A 22905-nucleotide genomic window follows, 5' to 3' on the forward strand; every position below is an offset into this window, starting at 1 on the left:
GCGCCCCCATTCGAACGCTTACGATCCTCTCCGTGTCCAAACTGACCGACGTGCCCAAACGCATCCTCATCGGGCGCGCACTGCGCAGTGACCGGCTCGGAGAAACGCTCCTGCCGAAGCGCATCGCACTCCCCGTCTTCGCGTCCGACCCGCTCTCGTCCGTGGCGTACGCGCCGGGAGAGGTCCTCCTGGTCCTCTCCATCGCGGGTGTGTCGGCCTACCACTTCAGCCCCTGGATCGCCGTAGCGGTCGTCGTGCTGATGTTCACCGTGGTGGCGTCCTATCGCCAGAACGTGCGCGAGTACCCGAGTGGTGGTGGCGACTACGAGGTCGCCAACACCAACCTCGGCCCGAGAGCCGGCCTCACCGTCGCGAGCGCCCTGCTCGTCGACTACGTCCTGACCGTGGCCGTGTCGATCTCCTCGGGCATCGAGAACCTCGGGTCCGCGGTGCCGTTCGTGGTCGAGCACAAGGTGCTCTGCGCGGTGGCCGTCATCGTCCTCCTCACCCTGATGAACCTGCGGGGCGTGAAGGAGTCGGGGAAGCTCTTCGCCATCCCGACGTACGTCTTCGTGGCCGGCGTCTTCATCATGATCGCGTGGGGCGCGTTCCGGAGCATCGTCCTCGGCGACACGATGAACTCGCCCACCGCCGACTACGAGATCAAGCCCGAGCACCAGGGCCTGGCCGGTTTCGCACTGATCTTCCTGCTCCTGCGGGCGTTCTCCTCGGGCTGTGCGGCCCTCACCGGCGTCGAGGCGATCAGCAACGGCGTCCCGGCCTTCCGCAAGCCGAAGTCGAAGAACGCGGCGACGACGCTCGCGCTCATGGGCGGCCTGGCCGTCACCATGTTCTGCGGCATCATCGGCCTCGCCATGGCGACCAACGTCCACATGGCCGAGAAGCCCGCGCACGACCTGATCCACAACGGCGTCCCCGTCGGCAGCGACTACGTCCAGAACCCCGTGATCTCCCAGGTCGCGGAGGCGGTCTTCGGCCACGGCAGCTTCCTCTTCCTGGTCCTGGCGGCCGCCACCGCGCTGGTCCTGTTCCTCGCGGCCAACACGGCGTACAACGGCTTCCCGCTGCTCGGCTCGATCCTCGCCCAGGACCGCTACCTGCCGCGCCAGCTGCACACCCGCGGCGACCGCCTCGCGTTCTCCAACGGCATCGTGCTGCTCGCGGGCGCGGCCGCGCTCCTCGTCGTCATCTACGGCGCGGACTCGACCCGCCTCATCCAGCTCTACATCGTCGGCGTCTTCGTCTCCTTCACGCTCAGCCAGATCGGCATGGTCCGGCACTGGAACCGCCACCTGGCGAAGGAGAAGGACCAGACGAAGCGCCGCCACATGATCCGCTCGCGCGCGATCAACACGTTCGGCGCGTTCTTCACGGGCCTCGTCCTGGTCGTCGTCCTCGTCACCAAGTTCACGCACGGTGCGTGGGTCGCGCTGCTCGGCATGTGCATCTTCTACGTGACGATGACGGCGATCCGTCGCCACTACGACCGCGTGGCCGAGGAGATCGCCGCCCCGGAGACCCCGAACGACGACAGCATGCGCCCCTCCCGGGTGCACTCGATCGTCCTGGTCTCCAAGATCCACCGTCCGACGCTGCGGGCCCTGGCCTACGCGAAGCTGATGCGCTCCAACACGCTGGAGGCCCTCAGCATCAACGTCGACCCGGCGGAGACGAAGGCCCTCAAGGACGAGTGGGAGCGCCGCGGCATCACGGTCCCCCTGAAGGTCCTCGACTCGCCGTACCGCGAGATCACCCGCCCGATCATCGAGTACGTCAAGAACCTGCGCAGGGAGAGCCCGCGCGACGTGGTCAGCGTGATCATCCCGGAGTACGTGGTGGGCCACTGGTACGAGCACCTGCTCCATAACCAGAGCGCCCTGCGCCTCAAGGGCCGCCTCCTCTTCACCCCCGGCGTCATGGTGACGTCCGTCCCCTACCAGCTGGACTCCTCCGAGGCCGCGAAGAAGCGGGCCCGCAGGCGTTCGGAGTGGAACGCGCCGGGTGCGGTGCGGCGGGGCCCGGTGGAGAAGCCGAGGCGCGCGAAGGAGCAGAACAAGAAGGAGCCGAGCAAGAAGGGCTGAAGAGGGCCTGACGCGTGAGCAGAAAGCGCTGAACAGGGCTGAACAGTGCTGAACAGGGCTGACGAGGGCTGACGCGTAAGGCTCCCGCTGTTGGTCGAGCGGCCGGACGACACCCACGTAGACTGGTGGGCTGTAGTCCGGCCGTTCCCCTTTTACCTTTACGTAGTGGAGTCACCCCGCCATGCAGGCAGAACCGAACAATCCGCAGGCGGGGAACTCGTCGCCGGACGCCGCAGAGGCGAGCGTCTCGCTGGTCGGCAAGGAGTACGAGGTCGAGATCGGCCCCGTCGCGCACGGCGGCCACTGCATCGCCCGTACGGCCGAGGGCCAGGTCCTGTTCGTACGGCACGCGCTGCCCGGCGAGAAGGTCGTCGCGCGCGTGACGGAGGGCGACGAGGGCGCACGCTTCCTCCGGGCCGACGCGGTGGAAGTCCTGGAGGCGTCCAAGGACCGCGTCGAGGCTCCCTGCCCCTACGCGGGCCCCGGCCGCTGCGGCGGCTGCGACTGGCAGCACGCGAAGCCGGGCGCGCAGCGCCGCCTCAAGGGCGAGGTCATCGCCGAACAGCTCCAGCGCCTCGCCGGGCTCACCCCCGAGGAGGCGGGCTGGGACGGCACGGTCATGCCGGCGGAGGGCGACAAGCTCCCGGCCGGTGAGGTCCCGTCCTGGCGCACGCGCGTCCAGTACGCGGTCGACGCGGACGGCAACGCCGGTCTGCGCCGCCACCGCTCCCACGAGGTCGAGCCGATCGAGCACTGCATGATCGCGGCGGAGGGCGTCTCGGAGCTGGGCATCGAGCAGCGGGACTGGTCGGGCATGGCGTCGATCGAGGCGATCGCTGCGTCCGGTTCCCAGGACCGCCAGGTGATCCTGGCCCCGAAGCCGGGCGCACGCCTGCCCATCGTCGAGCTGGACAAGCCGGTCTCGGTGATGCGGATCGGCGAGAAGGACGGCGGAACGCACCGAGTCCACGGCCGCCCCTTCGTCCGCGAACGCGCCGACGGCCGCACGTACCGGGTCGGCAGCGGCGGCTTCTGGCAGGTCCACCCGAAGGCGGCGGAGACCCTGATGCTCGCCGTCATGCAGGGCCTCACCCCGCGCAAGGGCGACACGGCCCTGGACCTCTACTGCGGCGTGGGCCTCTTCGCCGGCGCCCTCGCGGACCGCGTCGGCGAGAAGGGCGCGGTGCTCGGCATCGAGTCCGGCAAGCGCGCGGTGGAGGACGCCCGCCACAACCTCGCGTCCTTCGACCGCGTCCGCATCGAACAGGGCAAGGTCGAGTCGGTCCTCCCGCGCACGGGCATCACGGAGGCCGACCTCATCGTCCTGGACCCGCCCCGCGCGGGCGCGGGCAAGCAGACGGTGAAGCACGTGGCAGGCCTGGGGGCCCGCCGCATCGCGTACGTCGCGTGCGACCCGGCTGCGCTGGCGCGGGATATCGGGTATTTCCGGGAGGGCGGGTACCGGGTGCGGACGCTTCGGGCGTTTGATTTGTTTCCGATGACGCATCACGTGGAGTGTGTGGCGATTTTGGAGCCTGCGAAGTAGGCAGCCTGGCCCGCGGTTTCCTGGTGTTCGTCGGCCGCTCGACCTGTTTCCGGTCATTCATCTGGGCCGAGTGGGCGTCCTTACGGGCCCGGTGACGCGCTACCGGCTCGGTTCGCCGATCGGGACCAGAGTGGGTGACCGCACCATGCATCGTTTGTGCGTGTGGCGCTTCCTCGGCGTTGGTGGCGAATCCAGCGATGATTCGGTCCGCGAGTCCGGTGACCGGCGATGTCATGTCGGGAAGTCGAGGCTTTCCTGACCAGGTCCGGGAGTGCGCCGAGACCTCCGCGGCGGCTTCGGTTCCTTGGTTGCGTAGGCGGGTACGGGCAGGATGCCCTCGCCCCGGAGGTCGTCGGTGGTGATGAGCGGGCCACTGCTCACGGCGTCCAGAAGCCAGGCCTGTCGCGGTTCGAGGGCTACGAGGAGCCCGAGCGCGTTAACGAGGTCCAGTAGTTCGATGCTCCAGCGGGAAGGCCAGGTCGGAGGCAGGATGTCGTTCAACGGGGTCTGCCGCTCCACGTCCGGTTTGCGTTTGCGGAAGCTGAACCACTTGCGAATTACCTGCACCCCGCCGATTCGGTAGTCCCAGACTTTCGGTGCTACTCGACGTATGCGGCCGGTTCCCACCGTGAGGGTTCGCGTCGGTGCGTCGTAGGTGATGTCCTCCGGGGGCCCGTCGTCCTCTCCGATCGCGACGACGAGTTCCGGTTGCTCCTCCGGAGGAAGCCGTGGGGTCGATCCGGACGGACTGTCATGGTTGTGGGAGGCGAAGCGCTGACCGTACGTGTGAATCCACACCGTGCGTCTGCCCACTTCGACCATCTCCGCCCACAGCGCTGGGTCGCGCGTCAGGGGGATACGGGCGCCTCGCTCGGTGAGGTTTGCGGAGAAGCGTCGGGTGTAGCCGCTGTGGCCGGCCGTTCCGGCGATGTATGCGAGGAGGTCTTCGGCGGTGACCGTCACGCCTTGCACCTTGGTGAGCACCTGCAACAGGCCGGGCGTCACGTTTGGTTCTGCCTGGTGAGAGTGGCGGTAGAGGGGGGCTACGCGGCCTCCTTCGGTGCCTTTGAAGTGATGCATGTCGGGCAGTAGGGCGGTGAACCCCACAGCCGGACCGATGCGCCCCGACTCCGTATGGAGCTCGGAGAGGTAGATCTGACGGCGGTCGTTGTGAGCGAACCATAGGGATGGTCGCGGAAAGTCGATCACTCTTCTGTCCGCGATGATGTATTGCCGGTCGAAGGTCATCCGGCCGTAGGGAACGATGACCGGCACCGTCTCCTTCTCCGCCGTCAGGGTGCCCCTTTCCTGCTGGCCGGGCAGTGGTGGTTCCGGCTTGTCCGGACGGCGGTCTCTGGTGGTTTTCAGCAGTGCTGCCTTGGCTTCCGGCGGAGCATGGATGAGCCTGCGCCAGCGCCTCTCCAGAACGTCCCGGCTGGGTGAAACGGGCCAGTTGCGATTGTTCTTGTTTCCGGAGCTCGTCCAGGGCAGTAAGGCGTCTACCGGTGGCATGACTGACCACTCGGCGTCGGATGCGACGTGGAATGGCGCGGTCCATTGTGTGGGGCAGAGCTGCCAGGAAGGCCCGTCGCGGTGGCCGTCGAGGCCGAGCCCCTCCAGCCATTCGAACTTATCCTCGCGTGTACCCGCGGGGACATCGAGTCGCCACACCCGGGCCGGCCTCTGCGTCGCCGGTGCCCCCCGACGGACGAAGACGGCGATGCAGACCTCGCGCTTGACTCCTTGGAAGACACGGGTACGTGTGTCTGAGTACGGCCCTTCGGGGGAGAGACCGATGATCCAGCCTTCGTCGGCGGCCTCACGCAGGTAGTGACGCATGCCGGCCGCGCCTTCGCTGTCCAGATACCCGGAGTTGGTGATGAGGGCGACGATCCCACTGGGGGCCTTCGGCGTTCCCGAGGCGGTCACCTGGTCGAAGACCTTCCAGGTGGACCACGCCCAGAAGTAGACGTAAAGGTTGTCGAGGGCGTATCCGATGCGCCCGTTGTCCTCGGGGTGGAACCGGGCGAGGATCGGGCCCTGCTCGTTCGGGTTGCCCTCGGTGACCCACCGTCCGACGCCCGACTGCCGCGCACCCCGAAGGTAGGGCGGATTCCCGATAACCACCATGACTTTCTCGTCCGCCTTGATCCTGTTCGCCAAGCGGCGGTGGCGGGCGATCGCCTCGTACATGAAGCCCAAGTGATGTTCGACGGCGGGATCGTCGAGTGTGTCGGCCACCAAGAGCCTCGGCGGGCGGCGTGTGGCGTCGGTTTCGTGGGACTGGAAGGCATGGTGCACACGGAGTTCGGCGACCGAGTACGGCCCGGTCTGTTTTTCCAACCCGACCAAACGGCCGGAGAGTTCCCGGAGGAGACCGGACTTGAGCTCCTGGCCGTATTTCAGCGATAGGGACTTGGCGACATGGTCGATGATGTTGATGAGGAAGGTCCCGGTGCCCATGGCCGGGTCGACCACGGTGACGTCCTCACTTCCGTACCCGTCTGTCTGGCCGAGACGGTCACGCAGCACCTCGTCGGTGAAGCCGACCATGAAACGGACGACCTCGCCGGGTGTGTAGTACGTCCCCGTCCGGCGTCGCAGTTCCGGGTCGTAGGCGTTCAGGAAGCCCTCGTACAGGTGGAGGTAGGCGTCCCCGCTCTGATCCTTGAACAACTCGGGGTCGACGGCGGATATGACGTCGATCAGAGGATCGATGATCCCTCGCAGATCGTCGAGGGCGTCGTCCGTCAGCACCGCCAGCGCCTTTCCCATCAGGGAGTGCCGTTTGCCTAATCGGATCGCGACCTCGGGGAGGGAGAGTTGGTGGAGATCGATGGGCACAAGGCGCGCCAGCAGAACGGCGAAGGTCAGGGTCTGGCTGTACTGGTCCGCGAACTCCTCCGGACGGGCGTCGGGAAAGAGCAGATCCTTCCAGTTGCCTGCCAGGATTGAGAACGCCGCGTCAGCCTTCCCATGCTCCTCGCGGGTTAGGCGTTCGGTGACCTCGTCGCGAAGTAGGGCGCAGATGCCCGCGATGCGCCTGACCAGTTCATCGATGCTGCTGTGGACAATGGGTGCCGGCAGGAAGAAGTGCGTCACGGCGCGCTCGAAACCGGTGTCCGGGGCGATGAGTTGCCTGTTACCCGATTTCAGGTCTCCGACCAGGACCCCGGTCGGGCCGACCTGCACGCCGAAACGGTAGACCGCCCACTGGTACCCGTCTGTGTACAGCACGTTGTGGAGGGCTTTGATCTTCTCCCACTGTTTCCGGTCGTGGCTCTTCACTGACCACTTCTCCGGATCCGCCCCCGAGCCCGGCTGTTTCAGCTCGACGTGCCCTATGGTCCTGCCGCGGCAGGCGATGGCGAAGTCAGGCCGAATCCCGAGTTCCTTGATGCGGCTCTGACCGTGGGCTATGAGCTTGAGGCGTTGCCGTGAGGCCATGCCGCGCAGCAGTTGCTCCACCGGCGCGGTGAGAGTGTCCTCCTTGCTGCTGACCCTTCCAGCAGGGCCTTGCAGCTTGGCCCGGACCTCCTCGCCAAACCGGGCGACGAGGTCCGTGACCGATTCCGTCTTGCCCTTCCCCGCCCATGCGTCCCCTCTTGCCATCGGCCCCCCAAGGTTGCACCCATGCCGACGATCAGACCCATACAGAATGCCCATGACGCACCAACTGGCAAACACCGGTAGATGTGGGGTGATGGGCGGTTTTCATTGAACAGCCGGGTGTGGAAGGGGTGTTGGGGCAATCGCCGGGAGCCTCCTGCCCTGCTGCGACAGGGGCCCCTGGGTTCGCTGTCTTCACGGCGACCGTCATCGGCCCCGAACCGGAACGCCAAGTACTTGATCTCCTGCACGCACAACGACTGAAGCGGTGTGCGTGCTCCGGTGCTGCGTCGCGCGGGTGAGGCTTGGCTGTGTCGCCGGATTTAGCCGGTGGTCACCTTCGTACGAGGCTCGTCCCCCTGTCCTCGACCGGTCCGGTAAATCGACGTGCCGAGGGGCCGTGCTCGACTCTGCGCATATGGCCTACGCCGGTGGCCCGGGCGTCGGTGGGATGGGGCCCGGGCCGGGGGGCTTTGGGGGGATTGGGTCGGGTTCTGTGGGAGGGGTTGGGGTGGGGGCCGGGCCCGGTTGGGGGCCGGGGGGTGGTGATGGGGGTGTGGGGGTCGGTGGGGTCGGGTCGGGGTGTGTGGGGTCCGGCCTGCCTGGGGGCTGCGGGGTGGTCATGGGGGTGCCTCCTGGGTTTCCTGGGTTTCCCGATGTATGGGTGCTTCGTCTTGGGAGTGCGGCCTCGTTGTAGGGGGGTGGGGCTTAGTTGGGGGGCTTTTGGGGGTGGGTTCGTGTGCGGGTTTCTTTGGCTACCTGTTGTGCTTCCCCGGTCGGGACGACGATGACGGGGATCCGTGACCCGGGTTCGGTGACTATTTCGGGGCGCTTGGCGATCAGCGGCCGTAGGGTGCCCGTGAGGCCCAGTGCGGGGAGGCGGGCGCAGATCTCTTCCCGTAGTTCTGGCTGGTCCTCGCCGATCTCGCCGGTGAAGACCAGGGCGTCGAGCCGGTCCAGGGATGCGGCCATCTCGGCGATGCCGCGGCGGCAGTGGTGGGTGAAGACGTCCAGGGCGAGAGCGGCCCGCTCGTCTCCCGCCGCTCGGCTGCGGACCAGGTCGCGCGTGTCGTCGGAGGTGCCGGAGAGGCCGAGCAGGCCGGACTCGTGGTTCAGGGCGTGCTCGATGTCACGGGCGGGCACGTGGTGCCGGGTCTGCAGCCAGGTCAGGGCACCTGGGTCGACGCTGCCGCTGCGACGGCTCATGACCAGCCCCTCCAGCGGAGTGAATCCCATCGTCGTGTCGACGCTGTGTCCCTCGCGCACCGCGCACACGGAGCAGCCACCGCCGAGGTGGGCCATCACCAGGTGCAGCTGTTCGGGGCGGCGGCCCAGGAGGGCGGCGGCCTCGCCGAGCGCCCAGGTGTAGGAAAGTCCGTGGAAGCCGTAGCGGCGCAGCCCGTACTCCTCGCGCCAGGCGGCCGGCACCGCGTATGTGCGGGCGGCGGCAGGCATGTCGGCGTGGAAGACGGTGTCGAAACACGCGACGTGCGGGACGTCCGGCAAGAGGTCGCGCGCCGCGTCCAGCACCGTGAGGGCGGGCGGCACGTGCAGCGGCGCGAGATCGGCCGCCTGGTCGAGGTCGGCGCGGACCTCGTCGTCGACCACGGTGTGGCCGCGCCGTCGCGGTCCGCCGTGGACGATGCGATGGCCGACGGCGGTGGGGGCCGGTGCGTCGTCCAACAGGTGCCTCAGCCGCCCCGAAACATCGTCGCCGGGCGGCGAGTCGCTGTGGTGTTCGGCCAGCACCGTGCCGTCCTCGCCGAAGACGGTCAGACGCAGGCTCGACGACCCCGCGTCGACCACCAGGACCGGACTGTTGCTCTGGGCGCACATACTGACCCCTTTCCGCATCGCTCGGCGAATGGGTTGATTTGTGACGTCACGGATTCACCTGTGGAGGGTCGGGCATGCGTTCTCTCGTACATTCACGAGTGCCCGGTGAAAGGTGACCTGATGACCGAGTACGAACGTTCACGCACCATGCCCGCCCTCCCGGAACACGTTTTCGACCAGGCTGCCGAAGTCGACCAAATGGATGCGTGGCTGCCGCGGAACCTGCACATGGATGCCGGGGAACCGCCCGCCGTGAGCGTGCACGAGGACCGCAGCGGCCAGGACGTGTCCGCCCTGCTGCGCTCCCGGCCCGAGCAGTTGCGACTGGAGTGGGGCACCCGCGAGCAGGGCGACTACGCGGGCTGGCTCCAGGTCGCCGGCCTGGACGACGGCACCAGCGAGGTCACGGTCCACCTGTCGTTCTTCGAGGCCTCGCACGACCCCGGTGAGAAAGCCGTGCACTCCGCCCTGGACCAGAGCCTCCAGCGGCTGGAGGCGCAGGTACGGCTGCGTGTCGACAACGCGGCAGGCTGACCGGACCGGACCAAACCCCCTATCGGACCGGACCCGTCCTCGGGCCGGACTCGTCCTCGGCTCGGACTCGTCCTCGGCTCGGACTCGCCCTCGGCTCGACCCCGTCTTCGGCCCGCGCCCGCTCGGCCCCGAGCCGCTCTCAGCCCTCGCCGCCCGCCCCGCCCCCGTTCGGCCGCAGCTGCCGCATGCGCCCGTCGAGCTCACGCTCGTAGAAGTCGATGAACCCGTCGGGATCGGGCCCGGCGTTCTGCATGACCAGCCGGTCGAAGCCCGCGTCCACGAACTTCTGCGCCACCTCGACGAACCGCGCGGGGTCGGTACCGCAGGCGAACTTCTCCCGGATGTCGTCCTCCGTGACGGTCGTCGTCGCGGCGTCGAAGTTGACCGGGTTGGGCAGCTCGCTCATGACCTTCCACCCGGTCAGCGCCCAACGCGACGTCTCCAGGGCGGCCTTCGCGCCGGTGTGCTCGTCGGGCGCCCACGCCATCGGCACCTCCGCGTACCGCGGGCCGTCACCGCCGGCGTCCCGGTACTGCTGGACGATCTCCGGCTTGTCCTCGGTCGCGAACAGGCCGTCGCCCAGCTCCGCGGCGAGCCGCGTCGACGGCTTGCCGCTCGCGGCCACCGCGATCAGGGGCAGCTTCTCCGGCAGGTCGAACACGCGGGCGTCCGCCAGCCGCAGGTGCTTTCCCTCGTACGACCGGTACCCGCCGCTCCACAGCAACCGGATGATCTCCAGTGCTTCCCTGAGCATCTCGTGCCGGGTGGCGACGGTGTCCGGGAAGCCGACGCCGGTGACGTGCTCGTTGAGACGTTCGCCCGAGCCGAGGCCCAGCACGAAGCGGCCCTCCGACAGCAGCGCCAGGGTGGCGGCGGCCTGCGCGATGATCGCCGGGTGGTAGCGCACCGTCGGGCACGTCACGCCGGTCGCCAGCTCGATCCGCTCCGTCTTGGCCGCGATGCTGCCGAGCACCGTCCAGGCGAACGGCGAGTGCCCCTGATTGTCCAGCCAGGGGTGGTAGTGATCGCTGATCTCCACGAAGTCGAAACCCGCCCGCTCGGCGAGAACCGCCTGCCGTACCAGTTCCGACGGGCCGAACGCCTCGGCTGCCAGTTTGTAGCCGATCTTCATGTGCTCCTCGTCTCGTCGCACGTCAGCGCGTTGCAGAAGGTGGTCGCGACCTGTCCTCCCCATTCTTTTCGGCCGTCCGGTTCCACGCATGTCGGACCGGGCGATGGAGGGACGGCTGTCTTCCGGTCCGCTTCCGGCCGGCTTTCGGCCCGTACGACGGCACTCATGCGTCGTCCGGGCCCCCACCGGTCCGGGCGTCGCCACCCGAGCCGCGCCCCGGCAGCATTTCCTGCACCTTGGCCTTGAGCCCCTGCCGGAGCACGCCGACCCGGTCGCTGTCGCCCTTGACGATGGCGGCCGCGGCGGCCTCGATCTGATCGAGGCTGGCGTGCGGGGGGATCGGCGGCACGGACGGGTCGGTGCGGAAGTCGATGACGCAGGGCCGGTCCGCGCCGAGGGCACGCTGCCAGGCGGCTTCCACGTCGCCCGGCTTCTCCACGCGCACGCCTTCGAGTCCGATGGACCGGGCGAAGTCGGCGTACGGGACGTCGGGGAGCGCCTGCGAGGGCAGGAACTGCGGGGCTCCGGACATCGCCCGCATCTCCCAGGTGACCTGGTTGAGGTCCTGGTTGTTGAGCACGGCCACGATCAGCCGCGGGTCCTGCCACTCGTGCCAGTACTTGGCGACGGTGATGAGCTCGGCCAGACCGTTCATCTGCATGGCGCCGTCGCCCACGAGGGCGATGGCGGGGCGCTCGGGATGGGCGAACTTGGCCCCGATCACGTAGGGGACACCGGGTCCCATGGTGGCGAGGGTGCCGGAGAGGGAGCCGCGCATCGTGCCGCGCATGCGCAGGTGCCGGGCGTACCAGTTCGCGGCGGAGCCGGAGTCGGCGGCGAGGATCACGTCGTCGGGCAGCAGGTCGTCGAGCGCGTGCACCACGTACTCGGGGTTGATGGGGTCGGCCTCCACGGCGGCCCTGCGCTCCATGACCTGCCACCAGCGCGCGGTGTCCTTCTCGATCTTCTTGCGCCAGGAGCCGTGCTTCTTCTTCTGCAACTGCGGCAGCAGCGCCTTGAGCGTCTCCTTGGCGTCGCCCACCAGGTTGACCTCGAAGGGATAGCGCAGCCCGATCATGTGCGGATCGATGTCGATCTGTACGGCCCGCGCCTGGTCGAGATCGGGCAGGAACTGGCTGTACGGGAAGCTGGAGCCGATGACGAGCAGCGTGTCGCAGTCCTGCATGAGCTCGTACGAGGGACGGGTGCCCAGCAGGCCGATGGAACCGGTCACGTACGGCAGGTCGTCGGGCAGGGCGTCCTTCCCCAGGAGCGCCTTGGCGACCCCGGCACCCAGCTTCTCGGCCAGCTCCTCGACCTCGGCTCGTGCGCCCCGCGCGCCCTGTCCGATGAGGACGGCGACCTTGTCTCCCGCGTTCAGCACCTCGGCGGCCCTGCCGATGTCGGCCGCGGCGGGCACGGGCGCGTACGAGGCCATGCCCAGGCTGGAAGGCACCATCTTGAACTCGTGGGTCGGCGGTGAGTAGTCCAGCTCCTGCACGTCGGCGGGGATGATGATCGCGGTCACCGTCCGGCGGGCGTACGCGGTGCGCATGGCCCTGTCGATGACGTTGGGAAGCTGCTCGGGGACCGTCACCATTTCGCAGAAGTCGGAGGCGACGTCCTTGTAGAGGCTCAGCAGGTCGACCTCCTGCTGGTAGGAGCCACCCATGGCGGTGCGGTTGGTCTGTCCGACGATCGCGACCACGGGCACGTGGTCGAGCTTCGCGTCGTACAGACCGTTCAGCAGATGGATGGCGCCCGGCCCCGAGGTCGCCGCGCACACGCCCACCTTGCCGGAGAACTTCGCGTAGCCGACCGCCTCGAAGGCCGACATCTCCTCGTGCCTGGACTGGATGAACTGCGGTTGGTTGTCCGCTCGGCCCCAGGCGGCGAGCAGACCGTTGATGCCGTCTCCGGCGTAGGCGAAGACCCGGTCGACCTCCCATTCGCGCAGGCGCCGCAGGACGTAGTCGGAGACTTTCGTGGACACGGAATGGGCCTTTCTACGGGGGTACGAGGTGTGTGTGGGGCACGAGAGTGGATCCTCACCCCATTCACTCCCTTGCCGTGCGGTCCGACAACCGGAACCGGCACGCCGGGTATCCACGCGGGTGACCAGGGAAACGTTCGGATCGTCCGGCAACAGCGTCGTCCGGATGACACCGCGGACATCGCGCACGAAGCTCGATGGCGGGTACGGACGGCCGGTACGTCAGGCGTCGTCGAGCTCACCGGTACGGCGTGCGGCGGCGCGGCGGCGCAGGCGCATCGGCAGCACGTACCAGCAGAAGCCGAACCAGAGCATGACCGCGCCGACGAGTACTTCGGCCAGCGCACCGGGGACCACGAGCCGCAGGATCAGCAGGAGCGTGCAGCCGATGGTCAGCGCGAGGAGCACCATGCCGAAGATCATCAGACGGCTCGCGGCCTCGACCACCTCGTCCTTCATGCGCTGGCCCGACAGGAAGCGGTGGATGGAGACGGGCGCTATCAGCGAGCCTGTGGCTGATGCGCCGAGGACGACAGTGATCACGTAGACGACCCGGTCGAACGTGTCCAACTCCCGGAACAGGGGGGTGAAGGCCACGCTGAGCAGGAATCCGAAGAGGATCTGCACGCCGGTCTGGGCGACCCGCGTCTCCTGAAGGATCTCGTTCCAGCGCCGGTTGACCCGTTGACGTGCGTTCTCCGGTGGTGCACCGCCTTGACACGCGTTCTCCGGCGGTTCACCGCCGCGTTCCGCACCGCCGGCGTCCCGGCACCCGCGACAGGCCGACGCTTCTCCCGCGAACTCGGCCGACTGCTCCGTCGTGGACATGGCTTCCTCCCGTTCCAGAGGAACCGGATGCCCCGACCCGGTCGTACCATGCGGGGTCCGCGCCGGTCGTCAGGCCCCGCGCCGGCGCCCGGAACCGGTCTCACCGACCGGGTGAGGTGGAATCGGCGGCACGTTCCGGTCATTCCCCCGGGTCCGTCCCGGCCTGTCCGCGCACACCGCCGACCTGGGCAGAAGCGCGCCCGCCGGAAACGTGCCCGTCAGTCACGGCAGAACCTGAGCGGATCCCGGATGGCAGGATGCGCCCCTCCGCAGCGCGCCCGTCCGCACGGTCGTGGTTACGTGGATCCAGCCGGGCCCGGGACGACTCGACGTACGCGCGCCATCGTGCCGCGGGACGAAAGGAATTGGCGCATGGCGGCGTTACCGGCTCTCGCGAGCAGGCTGCTGACCGCCGTCTCCTGGCTGACCAGTCCGCGCACCCCGGACGACTACCTCGGATTGATCCATCCCCTCCTCGACGCCCGCTCTCCGGTGGGGCGGGTGACGGAGGTGCGCGCGGAGACCGCGGACGCCACCACGCTCACGCTCCGGCCGGGCCGGGGCTGGTCGGGGCACATCGCCGGGCAGTATCTCCCGGTCGGCGTGGAGATGGACGGGGTGTGGCACTGGCGGACGTACTCCCTCACCTCGGCGCCGGGGCGGGAGGACGGACTCCTGACGATCACCGTCAAGGCGGCGCCGGGAGGAACGGTCTCTCCGCAGCTGGCCCACCGGACGCCTCCGGGAGCGGTCCTCCGTCTCGGCCCGGCGCAGGGCGATTTCGTCCTCCCGGAGCGTCTCCCGCCCCGCATCCTGTGGATCACCGCCGGCAGCGGCATCACCCCGGTCATGGGCATGCTGCGCACGCTCATGCGCCGACGGCCACCGCACCCCCACGTGGTGCTGGTGCACAGCGCGCCCACGGCCCGGGACAGCATCTTCCGTTCCGAACTGCTCGCGTCGGGGCGGGAGTTGGCCTGGCTTGACCACCACGAGCAGCACACCCTGCGCGACGGCAGGCTCTCACCGGAGGATCTGGAACGGCTCTGCCCCGACTGGCGGGAGCGCGAGACCTGGGCCTGCGGGCCGGCCGCCCTGCTCGACGCGGTGGAGAGTCACTGGCGCGGGGAGGAGCTCGACGGGCAACTCCATGTGGAGCGCTTCCGGCTCACCCCGGCCCTGCCACGGGGCCTCGAAGCCCCTTCCCGCAGCCCCGTGGTGTTCACCCGGACCGGTAAGGAGGTCACCGCGGACGCGGCCACCCCGCTTCTCGTCGTCGGCGAGTCGGCAGGTGTGGCGATGCGGTACGGATGCCGACGCGGCATCTGCTTCGGCTGTCTCACGCCACTGGCATACGGCCGGGTGCGGGACCTGCGTACCGGCGAACTCCACGAGAGACAGGGGCAGTTGATACAGACCTGCGTGTCGGCGGCAGCCGGACCGCTGGCCCTCGACGCCTAGCCATCCAACGAGTTCCCATGGCCACCCAAGGAGTTCCCATGACTGAGACCCCGCTCGCGCCCGTCGGGGCGGACCACGGTGAGAGGTCAGGTGAGGAGGAGTCCCGTGACGAATTCGGCGAGAAGTTCGGCGACGCGTTCGGTGCGGAGCTCGACCGGATCCGCTCCGAGGTCATCGCCGCGCGCGGTGCCGAAGACGCCCACTACATCCGTACGGTCATCGCCACCCAGCGCGGCCTGGAGGCGGGCGGCCGGATCGCCCTGGCCGTCTCGCTCTTCCCGCCCGCCTGGGCGGCGGGCACCGTCATGCTCTCCGTCGCCAAGATCCTGGAGAACATGGAGCTCGGCCACAACATCCTGCACGGCCAGTGGGACTGGATGGGCGACCCGGCGATCCACTCGGCCACCTGGGAGTGGGACTTCCTCGCCCCCGCCGAGGCGTGGAAGCACACCCACAACCACCTGCACCACACCTGGACCAACGTCGTCGACCGTGACCGGGACCTCGGATACGTGGTCTTCCGGATGAGCGGCGACCAACGCTGGCTCCCGCACCATGCCGCCCAGCCGCTCTACAACTTCGTGCTCGCGCCGCTCTTCGAGTGGGGCATCGCGCTCTACGACCTGGAACCCGACGCCGTCGCCGCCGGCCGCAAGACGTGGCGCTCCTTCGCCGGCGACCTGACCGGGTTCCTCGGCAAGGCCACCCGCCAGCTCGCCAAGGACTATGTGCTCTTCCCGCTGCTCGCCGGCCCCTCGGCCGTGCCCTGCCTGCTGGGCAACCTCACCGCCAACACCGTGCGCAACCTCTGGTCGCACACCATCATCTTCTGCGGCCACTTCCCCGGTGACGTGCGGACCTACACCGAGGAGGCCGTCGAGGGCGAGACGCGCGGTGAGTGGTACCTGCGGCAGATCCAGGGCTCGGCCAACATCGAGGGCAGCCCGCTCTTCCACGTGCTCAGCGGGAACCTGAGCCACCAGATCGAGCACCACGCCTTCCCCGACCTGCCCAGCAACCGCTACGCCGAGATCGCCCCGCGCGTGCGGGAACTCTGCGAGAAGTACGGCATCCCGTACGTCACCGGGCCGCTGCGGCGGCAGTACGGCTCCACCTGGAGGCGCATCCTGCGGTTCTCGTTGCCGTAAGGAGTACGCTGCAAGAGCCGAGGGCACGTCGGGCGTCGTCGGCCCAGTCGGGTCCCGGCCCGCCGCGTGTGAGCTCGGGCGCCCGCATCTCCTTCAGGAGTTCCCGTGACGCTCACTCCCTGGCCCCCGCTCTTCTCACCGCCCGCCGTACGGCTGCGCCTGGCACCCGAGTCGGCAGAGGGCGGCGCGCTCCGGAGCATCAACGGCGTCTGGTGGCCCCGCTCGCCCGATCTGGTGTCCGAACTTCCCGGACTGCTGGCCGAACTTCCGTCCGCCTGGGGGCAGATCACCAGTGTCCTCGTGGACGAGACCGTATGGTCGCCGTTCCCCGGCCGGGTGCGCGTCGCCGACCAAGTGGTGCGTCTGCGCCGGACGACCGCCCAGCGCGCCCCGTCCACCGTCTGCTTCCTGGCCCCCGGCCGCGGCAGGTGGGGCCTGCTGGTGGTGCCCCCCGCCGCCGCGGACGCGGAGGTGCGACGGCTGATGGCGGCACAATGCGGGGATGGATGATCACGCAGCCCCGGATCACGCAGCCCCGGATCACGCAGTCATGGAGGTCGTCGCCGCGGCCGTCGTCGAGGACGGCAAGCTGCTCGTCGTCAGCAAGCAGGCGGCCCCGGACATCTTCTACGTCCCGGGTGGCAAGCCCGAGCCCGGGGAGAAGCCCGAAGAGACCCTGGTACGGGAGTTGCGGGAAGAACTGGGTGTCGTCCCGGACGCGCTCGAACACCTCGCGGTGGTGGAGGAGACGGCGGCGCTGGAGGGCGTCCCCATGCGGCTGACCGTCTTCTCCGCGACGCTGGTCGGGGAGCCGGTGCCGGCCGCCGAACTGGCCGCCCTGCGCTGGACGGACGGCCGGGATGCGGCCCTTCGGCTGGCCCCGGCCGTCGAGCACCACCTGGTGCCGATGCTGCGAAGCGCCGGCCGGCTCTGACCGCGGAGTCCCGGAGTCCCGGAGTCGTCGTCGGACCAGGTCAAGACGCCGTCGGCTACGGCATGGCCCTACGCCGTGCCGTGCCGCCGGTCAACGCCCCGCGGCCTGCCCCGTCAACGGCACCTCCGGCGGCGTCGGAGTCCCGACGGGAGTCTCGGCCGAGTCGGCCTCGGCCGGTGGGAGGACGTGGTCCTCCCACCAGGCCAGGCCCATGATGGTGGCGAGCAGGACGAAGGGGGCCGAGGCCGGAACGATCAGCGCGTACATGCGTACCGCCTGTGGTCGACGTGTGCGACACGGCGGGCAGGGAATCGCTGCCCGCAGGGAGCGCATCGAGGCAGCGCCGGGATCGTCCGGCACGGCGCGGGTGCGGGAACGACGGCCGCGCTCGTGACGCGGCGGCTCCCGCGGAGATGCGCACGGTGCGCCCCTCGGGGGGCGCGGGGGCTGTGTGGCGCTGCCGGGGGCCGGGGCGGCACGGTGCACGCTAGCCGCAGCCGACGGAGTCGACCAGATGTCAAGTCCGCCCCTACGCCGAACAGTTACGCGGGTGACGTGACGACGTGTTCACCGCTCCGCGCCGACCACGCGTGTGCAGTGCCTCTTCGCTTCGAATCGGCTCTTTCCGCAGAAGACGGGAGTACGTTGAAAGGAGCGAGGGCCTTTCGTATGCCGATGCATCCGACCATCTGAGTCCTCGCGGTTCCCGTCAGAGGGGCAGCCCGGGACCCCGGCCGCACCATTCGTACCAAGGTTCGAGGGCTGAGGTTCCCCCATCATGACGCTAGTTTCAGGCAGGCCCGCGACCGCGACGCCGCCGACCGACGCTCCGTATCGGCAGGGGGAGTACGACGGGACGTCGCCCTTCCCACCGGACGGGCCCGCGCGCGAGCGGGGCCGGGGAGACCGGCTGTACGTCGCCGTGACCGCGGTGATCGTCGTCCTGCCGTTCGTGGCACTCGGCCTGGCCGCCTGGCTGCTGTGGGGCCGTTTCGTCAGCCCCCTCGACATGGTGCTGCTCGCCGTCTTCTACGTGCTCACCGGCTTCGGCGTCACCGTGGGGTTCCACCGCGGTCTGACCCACGGCTCCTACCGCGCCGTGCGCCCGTTGCGTACGGCGCTCGCGGTCGCCGGATCGATGAGTTTCCAGGGCGACGTCATCGGCTGGGTCGCCACGCACCGGCGTCACCACGCCTTCACCGACCGCCCGGGCGACCCGCACTCGCCGTACCGGTACGGCACGCACCTGCTCGGCCAACTGCGCGGACTGGTGGACGCGCACGTCGGCTGGCTGTTCCGCAACGAGGTCACGTCGGCCGAGCGTTACGCCCCCGACCTGCTCGCCGACGCCGACATCCGGCGCGTCACCCGCGCCTTCCCGCTCCTGTGTGTCCTGACCCTCGCGCTGCCGTTCGTGCTGGGCTGGGCCATCGGCGGTTCCTGGCTGTCCGGGGTGACCGCGCTGCTGTGGGCGGGTCTCGTCCGGGTCGCGCTGCTGCACCACGTCACCTGGAGCGTGAACTCGCTGTGCCACCTCATCGGTGCGCGTCCGTTCCGCACCCGGCGGCACGACCGTGCCACCAACCTGTGGCCGCTGGCCCTGCTCTCCTTCGGGGAGAGCTGGCACAACATGCATCACGCGGACCCCACCAGCGCCCGCCACGGTGTCGACCGGGGCCAGATCGACCCGTCGGCCGCCGTCATCCGCCTTTTCGAGCGTGCCGGCTGGGCGTACGACGTGCGCTGGCCGGCACCGGACCGGCTCGCCGCCCGCCGGTCCTGACACCACCCGCTTTCCTTGAGTCACCCCCGTTGACAGGAGCCTCATGGCTACCGTTCAGGAACATCCACTTCCCTCTCATCCCCTCCTCCGTCTCTGCCTGGCACCCGAGGGCGGCCTGCCCCGGGCCATCGACGGCGCGTGGTGGCCGCGTTCGTTCGACATCGTCTCCGAGCTGCCCCAGCTGCTCGTCGGTCTGCCCGTGGCCTGGCGCGACATCCGCAGCGTCACGGTAAAGGGGGCGATGTGGCACGCGATGCCGGGCCGGATGCTCGTGGCCAACCAGGTCGTGCGGCTGCACCGGAGCCCGACGGCGTCGGACCAGCACATGATCGTCCTGCTCAGCCCCGGCCGGGGGCGCTGGGACCTGCTGGTCGTGCCCCCGGAGACACCGGCGAAAGCAGCGGCACTGATCATGTCGAGCGCCGCGTCCAGCGGCCTCGCCACCCCTACGTCGAGCGTTCGCCCGCCGGCACGGCTCTCCGCGGCAGTCGCGGCTCCACCAGCGGGCGGAACAGTTTGCGCACCGGTGGAGTCGACAGCAGGAACACCAGCGTGACGACGCCGACGGTGAGGAGGATCTGACCGGTCACCCCCAGGTCCTTGAGGAGCGGGTACAGGCCCGCTGCCTCGCCCGCGCGGATCAGGAGGCCGTGCAGGAGGTAGGGGTACATGGTGGCGGCGCCGAGAGCGGTGAAGGGGGTACGGCGCCGGGGCACACAGGCGAAGAACGCGGCCACCAGCACCGCGCTGAGCGCGAAGATGCCGATGCGTACGGCCAGGTACTCCGGTCGGCTCACGTCGAGGTCCGTGAACCCGGTGTCCATGGACAGCCAGTGTTCGTCGGGCGCGGGGATCCACAGATACGCCGCCGCTCCGGCGCAGACGAATGCCACCACGGCGCAGCGGCGGGCCGGCCGCGTCCGCAGGAGGGCGAAGTGCTCCGGGCGCAGGTTCAGGCCGAGGACGAACCAGGGCAGGAACATCAGCACGCGCGGCAGTGCCAGGTCGTAGCCCATCGTTGTGATGCCCGCCGCGAGGGAGACGAGCACGGCGATCGGCACGGGATGACTGATCGCCCGCCACAGGGGTGTGCTCAGCCGCCAGAGGAACAGGGCGACGAGGAACCAGCAGAGGTACGTGGGTTCCGTGGGGGTGAAGACGTAGGGCTCGCCCCGTACCGCGCTGTTCGTGGCGGAGTAGGCCAGCTCGAACAGGAGGTAGGGGATCAGCACGCCTTCGATCAGGCGGCGCACCTGGTCGGGGCGGCCGGTGAAGCGCTGTGAGAAGTAGCCGCACAGCATGATGAACGCCGGCATGTGGAACGCGTACACCACGGTGTGGACCGCCTGGAGCGCGTGCGTGCCGTAGACGATCTGTTCCCAGGAGTGGCCGAGCGCCACCAGCACGATCAGCAGGAACTTCGCGTTGTCGAAGAACGGGTCGCGGGTGTCCTGTGCGCTCCGGGCGGTCAGCAACGGCGCGGGGGTCGGCATCCGTAGGCGCATCACGCCCTCGACCTCCCCTCCGTCGGGGACCCCACCGGCTGCCAGGGCGCCAGGCGACCTCCTCCACGCCTCGCATGGGTCCAGTACAGGCGGCTGTCGAGGCCGAGCATGGTGAGGACGACGCCGCCCGACGACAGCGGAGCGCTCGACGGCGCCCCGGCCGGGAGCACGCCGGTGTGGTTCCACTGCGGCCGGTTCCTCGCGGTGCCCGCGGTGCCCCAGGCAGTGGCGACGTCGCCCGTGGCGGTCCGGGCCGCGAGCAGGACGTCGCCCCAGTCGTCGGACGTGGCGCTCACGGGGCCGTAACCGCCCGCTCCACCGAGGTCGGTGACGGACGTCGACGTGTGCGCGGTGGACGACCTGCGCACTCGGCCGGGCTCCGCCGAGGAGGCGGTGAGGGCGTCCGCGTGCAGGCGGGCCGAGCACACGTTCCCGGAGTTCGGGGCGCGGTAGAAGACCCGGACGCCGTCGTCGTCCCTGCGGACGGTCAACGGCAAGGTGGTGGGCGGGAGGCCGGTGGCCAGCGGGCCGCGCACCTCTGCCCCCGGCCCGTCCTGGATCCAGGCCAGGACGGTGTGCGGGGTGGCGGCGAGGACGTACGCCCGTCCGGCGCGGTCCGTGGCCGCGACCGGGTCACTGTGCACCGCCCTGCCGCCCAGGGCGCGCCAAGGCGTCCACGTGCCGTCCGGCTGTTGCGCGCGTGCGGTCAGCTGGTGGGTGCTGTCGCGCAGGAAGACCGACATCGCGCCGTCGCGGTCCACCACGACCGCGGGGGAGCTGATGTCGTTCGTGCCTATCTCGTCGGAGAGTTCCGGGGTGCCCAGTGACTGCCAGGGGCCGAAGGGCTTCCCCGGGGCCTGCTGGACGACGTAGCCCACTTCCTTGCCGTAGCCGGCCGCCGTTCCGTCGCCGAGCAGCGTGCGGGTGCCGAAAACGGCCATCCGTCCGTCGGGGAGAGCCGTCGGGCGTACGCCCGTGTCCATGCCGGTCTCCGGCTGGAACACCGGGCCCTTCCAACCGCGCGCGTTCCACTGCGCGCCCTTGCCGCCAGGGAGGTGCCAGTGCGCGATGCGGCCGTCCAGCACGGCGAAGGCCCACAGGCTGTCGTCCTTGCCCGTCAGCAGCCAGTCGGCACCGGTGTCGCCGGCGTGGTGGATGCTGTGCGACCAACGGGGCTTCGGGCTCGCGGCGACCTTGAGGTCACCGCAGCCCGCCGGGTCCTGACAGGAGTCCCGAGTGGCGTCGTCGCTCCAGGAGTACGTGGCGAGGGTGCGGGCCTTCGACGCGCCGGAAGCGGGGTCCAGCGCCTGGGGCAGGCCGCCGTTGAAGTAGCCCATGTAGGTCTGCACGGTGAAGTGGGGGCGCGAACCGGAGGCGGCGTACCGGGCGAGTGCCTGCTGCACGAAGCGCGCGCCGAAACGGTGGTCCTGGTGGTCGGAGCACTTGAGGTTGCGGTCGAGGCGGCCCGGCGTCGGGTTCTGCATCCGGACCTGCGTGGGCCGGAACCGCTCGAGGTAGCCGGTCAGGGTCTGGATGAGCTGTTCCTTCGTGTACGAGAAGTCGCGGCTGACCGGACCGCCGTGCGCCAGCTGCGAGCCGAGCGCGTCGATCCGGCCCTCCCACAGTCCGTGCAGGCTGTGCGGGCGGTCGCCGGTGATGCTGCCCGCCTCGTGCAGCAGCGTCCACACCAGGTTGATGTGGGGGTAGCCCTGCAACGTGTCGAGCTCCGCCTGCCCACCGCCCGCCGTCGCAATCATGGTGCGCCGCCAGGGGTGGCCCGGGCGTCCGGTGACCATCTCCGCGTACGCGGCGCGGATGCCGTTCTGCCGCGCTTTCGCGTACTTGCGCTTGTCGCGCGTCGGGCGGGGCCGGCCCTGACTCGCGCCCACGCCCAGGCCCTTGCCCGCACCTGTGCCCGTGCCCGCCCGGGGCCCGTTGACGCCGTTGGACTCGCCGGACGTCAGGTAGATCGTGGTCAGCGGCCGACCGCTGCGCAGCGACTGCCCGACCTCCGGGTTGATGAAGAACAGGTCGTCGTCGGGGTGCGCGACGATCTGCACGACCGCTTCCGTGGTCCGGGGCTGCGGCCCGGAGGCCGCCCACGTACCCGTCGGGGCCGCCTTGGTCATGTCCGGTGCCTGATGCGGCGTGACGGGCGCTTCGCCGCCGTCACCCTTCGAGCGGACGGCCAGGCCGATGCCGACCCCTACGGGCGCCACGGCACCCAGCACGGTGGCCGCGAGGACGTTGCGACGGGTGGCGCGCGGGAGGATGCGCTTTTCGGGGGGCATGGATGGTCTTGCCTATCTGCGTCTGACGTACCGGCCACTCGGCTCGTGAGCCGCCGCCGTGGACTCCTTGATCACTGGGGAAGATGACGCGCGGAAGTGGGGGGTTGTCCTCAGTGATCTTCCTCACGGGTGTCCTGCGGGTGTCTTTCGCCTGTCCTGTGGGTGTCTCACGGGATGTCCCGCGCTCGTCCTGGCGAGTGCGC

17 protein-coding genes are annotated in these 22905 nt (G+C 69.6%); 9 read left to right on the forward strand and 8 right to left on the reverse strand.

Annotation, left to right across the window (positions count from 1 at the left end; all coding sequences use genetic code 11):
• The first annotated feature begins 32 nt into the window (after window positions 1-32).
• Window positions 33-2102, forward strand: coding sequence for an APC family permease (locus AC07DO_RS15585; RefSeq protein ID WP_479059959.1), 2070 nt, complete (start codon window positions 33-35; stop codon window positions 2100-2102).
• Window positions 2103-2283: 181 nt separating this feature from the next.
• Window positions 2284-3648, forward strand: a complete 1365-nt coding sequence (locus AC07DO_RS15590) for a class I SAM-dependent RNA methyltransferase (RefSeq protein WP_479059961.1) — start codon at window positions 2284-2286, stop codon at window positions 3646-3648.
• 231 nt (window positions 3649-3879) lie between these two features.
• On the opposite strand, the gene AC07DO_RS15595 is transcribed toward AC07DO_RS15590, so the two are convergent.
• Together AC07DO_RS15595 and AC07DO_RS15600 are read right to left on the reverse strand one after the other, a co-directional pair.
• Window positions 3880-7260, reverse strand: a complete 3381-nt coding sequence (locus AC07DO_RS15595; protein ID WP_479059962.1) for a type ISP restriction/modification enzyme — start codon at window positions 7258-7260, stop codon at window positions 3880-3882.
• A gap of 705 nt (window positions 7261-7965) precedes the next feature.
• Window positions 7966-9093, reverse strand: coding sequence for an acetate/propionate family kinase (locus tag AC07DO_RS15600; protein ID WP_479059963.1), 1128 nt, complete (start codon window positions 9091-9093; stop codon window positions 7966-7968).
• Window positions 9094-9213: 120 nt separating this feature from the next.
• Here AC07DO_RS15600 and AC07DO_RS15605 point away from each other — a divergent pair, with 120 nt between their 5' ends.
• A complete protein-coding gene (locus AC07DO_RS15605; protein ID WP_479059964.1) occupies window positions 9214-9627 on the forward strand; it encodes an SRPBCC family protein in 414 nt (137 codons plus the stop codon).
• Window positions 9628-9766: 139 nt separating this feature from the next.
• Here AC07DO_RS15605 and AC07DO_RS15610 read toward each other — a convergent pair whose 3' ends face one another.
• The 3 genes from AC07DO_RS15610 to AC07DO_RS15620 all read right to left on the reverse strand — a co-directional run bounded on the left by AC07DO_RS15610 (window position 9767) and on the right by AC07DO_RS15620 (window position 13580).
• A complete protein-coding gene (locus AC07DO_RS15610) occupies window positions 9767-10759 on the reverse strand; it encodes a TIGR03557 family F420-dependent LLM class oxidoreductase (RefSeq protein ID WP_479060696.1) in 993 nt (330 codons plus the stop codon).
• 163 nt (window positions 10760-10922) lie between these two features.
• Window positions 10923-12752 carry a thiamine pyrophosphate-requiring protein gene (locus AC07DO_RS15615; protein ID WP_479059965.1) on the reverse strand — a complete coding sequence of 610 codons (1830 nt, stop codon included), beginning with the start codon at window positions 12750-12752 and terminating at the stop codon, window positions 10923-10925.
• 222 nt (window positions 12753-12974) lie between these two features.
• Window positions 12975-13580, reverse strand: a complete 606-nt coding sequence (locus AC07DO_RS15620) for a DUF6328 family protein (protein ID WP_479059966.1) — start codon at window positions 13578-13580, stop codon at window positions 12975-12977.
• 372 nt (window positions 13581-13952) lie between these two features.
• Here AC07DO_RS15620 and AC07DO_RS15625 point away from each other — a divergent pair, with 372 nt between their 5' ends.
• From AC07DO_RS15625 to AC07DO_RS15640, 4 genes are all read left to right on the forward strand, one after another.
• The gene (locus tag AC07DO_RS15625; RefSeq protein WP_479059967.1) at window positions 13953-15041 is read left to right on the forward strand and encodes a ferredoxin reductase; all 1089 of its coding nucleotides are present in this window, start codon (window positions 13953-13955) and stop codon (window positions 15039-15041) included.
• Between the two features lie 38 nt (window positions 15042-15079).
• Entirely contained in the window at window positions 15080-16189 is a 1110-nt protein-coding gene (locus tag AC07DO_RS15630) for a fatty acid desaturase family protein (RefSeq protein WP_479059968.1), read from the forward strand.
• 105 nt (window positions 16190-16294) lie between these two features.
• Entirely contained in the window at window positions 16295-16699 is a 405-nt protein-coding gene (locus tag AC07DO_RS15635) for a DUF5994 family protein (protein ID WP_479059969.1), read from the forward strand.
• Window positions 16692-17123, forward strand: coding sequence for an NUDIX hydrolase (locus tag AC07DO_RS15640; RefSeq protein WP_479059970.1), 432 nt, complete (start codon window positions 16692-16694; stop codon window positions 17121-17123). The genes AC07DO_RS15635 and AC07DO_RS15640 overlap by 8 nt, the downstream gene beginning before the upstream one ends.
• Before the next feature lie 90 nt (window positions 17124-17213).
• Here the strand turns inward: AC07DO_RS15640 and AC07DO_RS15645 are convergent, their stop codons facing one another.
• Entirely contained in the window at window positions 17214-17390 is a 177-nt protein-coding gene (locus AC07DO_RS15645) for a hypothetical protein (protein WP_479059971.1), read from the reverse strand.
• Between the two features lie 511 nt (window positions 17391-17901).
• Here AC07DO_RS15645 and AC07DO_RS15650 point away from each other — a divergent pair.
• Together AC07DO_RS15650 and AC07DO_RS15655 are read left to right on the forward strand one after the other, a co-directional pair.
• A complete protein-coding gene (locus AC07DO_RS15650; RefSeq protein ID WP_479059973.1) occupies window positions 17902-18906 on the forward strand; it encodes an acyl-CoA desaturase in 1005 nt (334 codons plus the stop codon).
• Between the two features lie 43 nt (window positions 18907-18949).
• Entirely contained in the window at window positions 18950-19462 is a 513-nt protein-coding gene (locus AC07DO_RS15655; RefSeq protein ID WP_479059974.1) for a DUF5994 family protein, read from the forward strand.
• Here the strand turns inward: AC07DO_RS15655 and AC07DO_RS15660 are convergent.
• Both AC07DO_RS15660 and AC07DO_RS15665 read right to left on the reverse strand, forming a co-directional pair.
• Window positions 19353-20411 (reverse strand): acyltransferase family protein, encoded by a 1059-nt coding sequence (locus AC07DO_RS15660; RefSeq protein WP_479060698.1) that lies wholly within the window; start codon window positions 20409-20411, stop codon window positions 19353-19355. The two genes, AC07DO_RS15655 and AC07DO_RS15660, sit on opposite strands and share 110 nt — an antisense overlap.
• Entirely contained in the window at window positions 20411-22702 is a 2292-nt protein-coding gene (locus AC07DO_RS15665; protein ID WP_479059975.1) for a PIG-L family deacetylase, read from the reverse strand. Before AC07DO_RS15665 ends, AC07DO_RS15660 begins: the two co-directional genes overlap by 1 nt.
• Window positions 22703-22905 lie beyond the last annotated feature (203 nt).

The organism is Streptomyces sp. NPDC045678 (assembly GCF_056432085.1).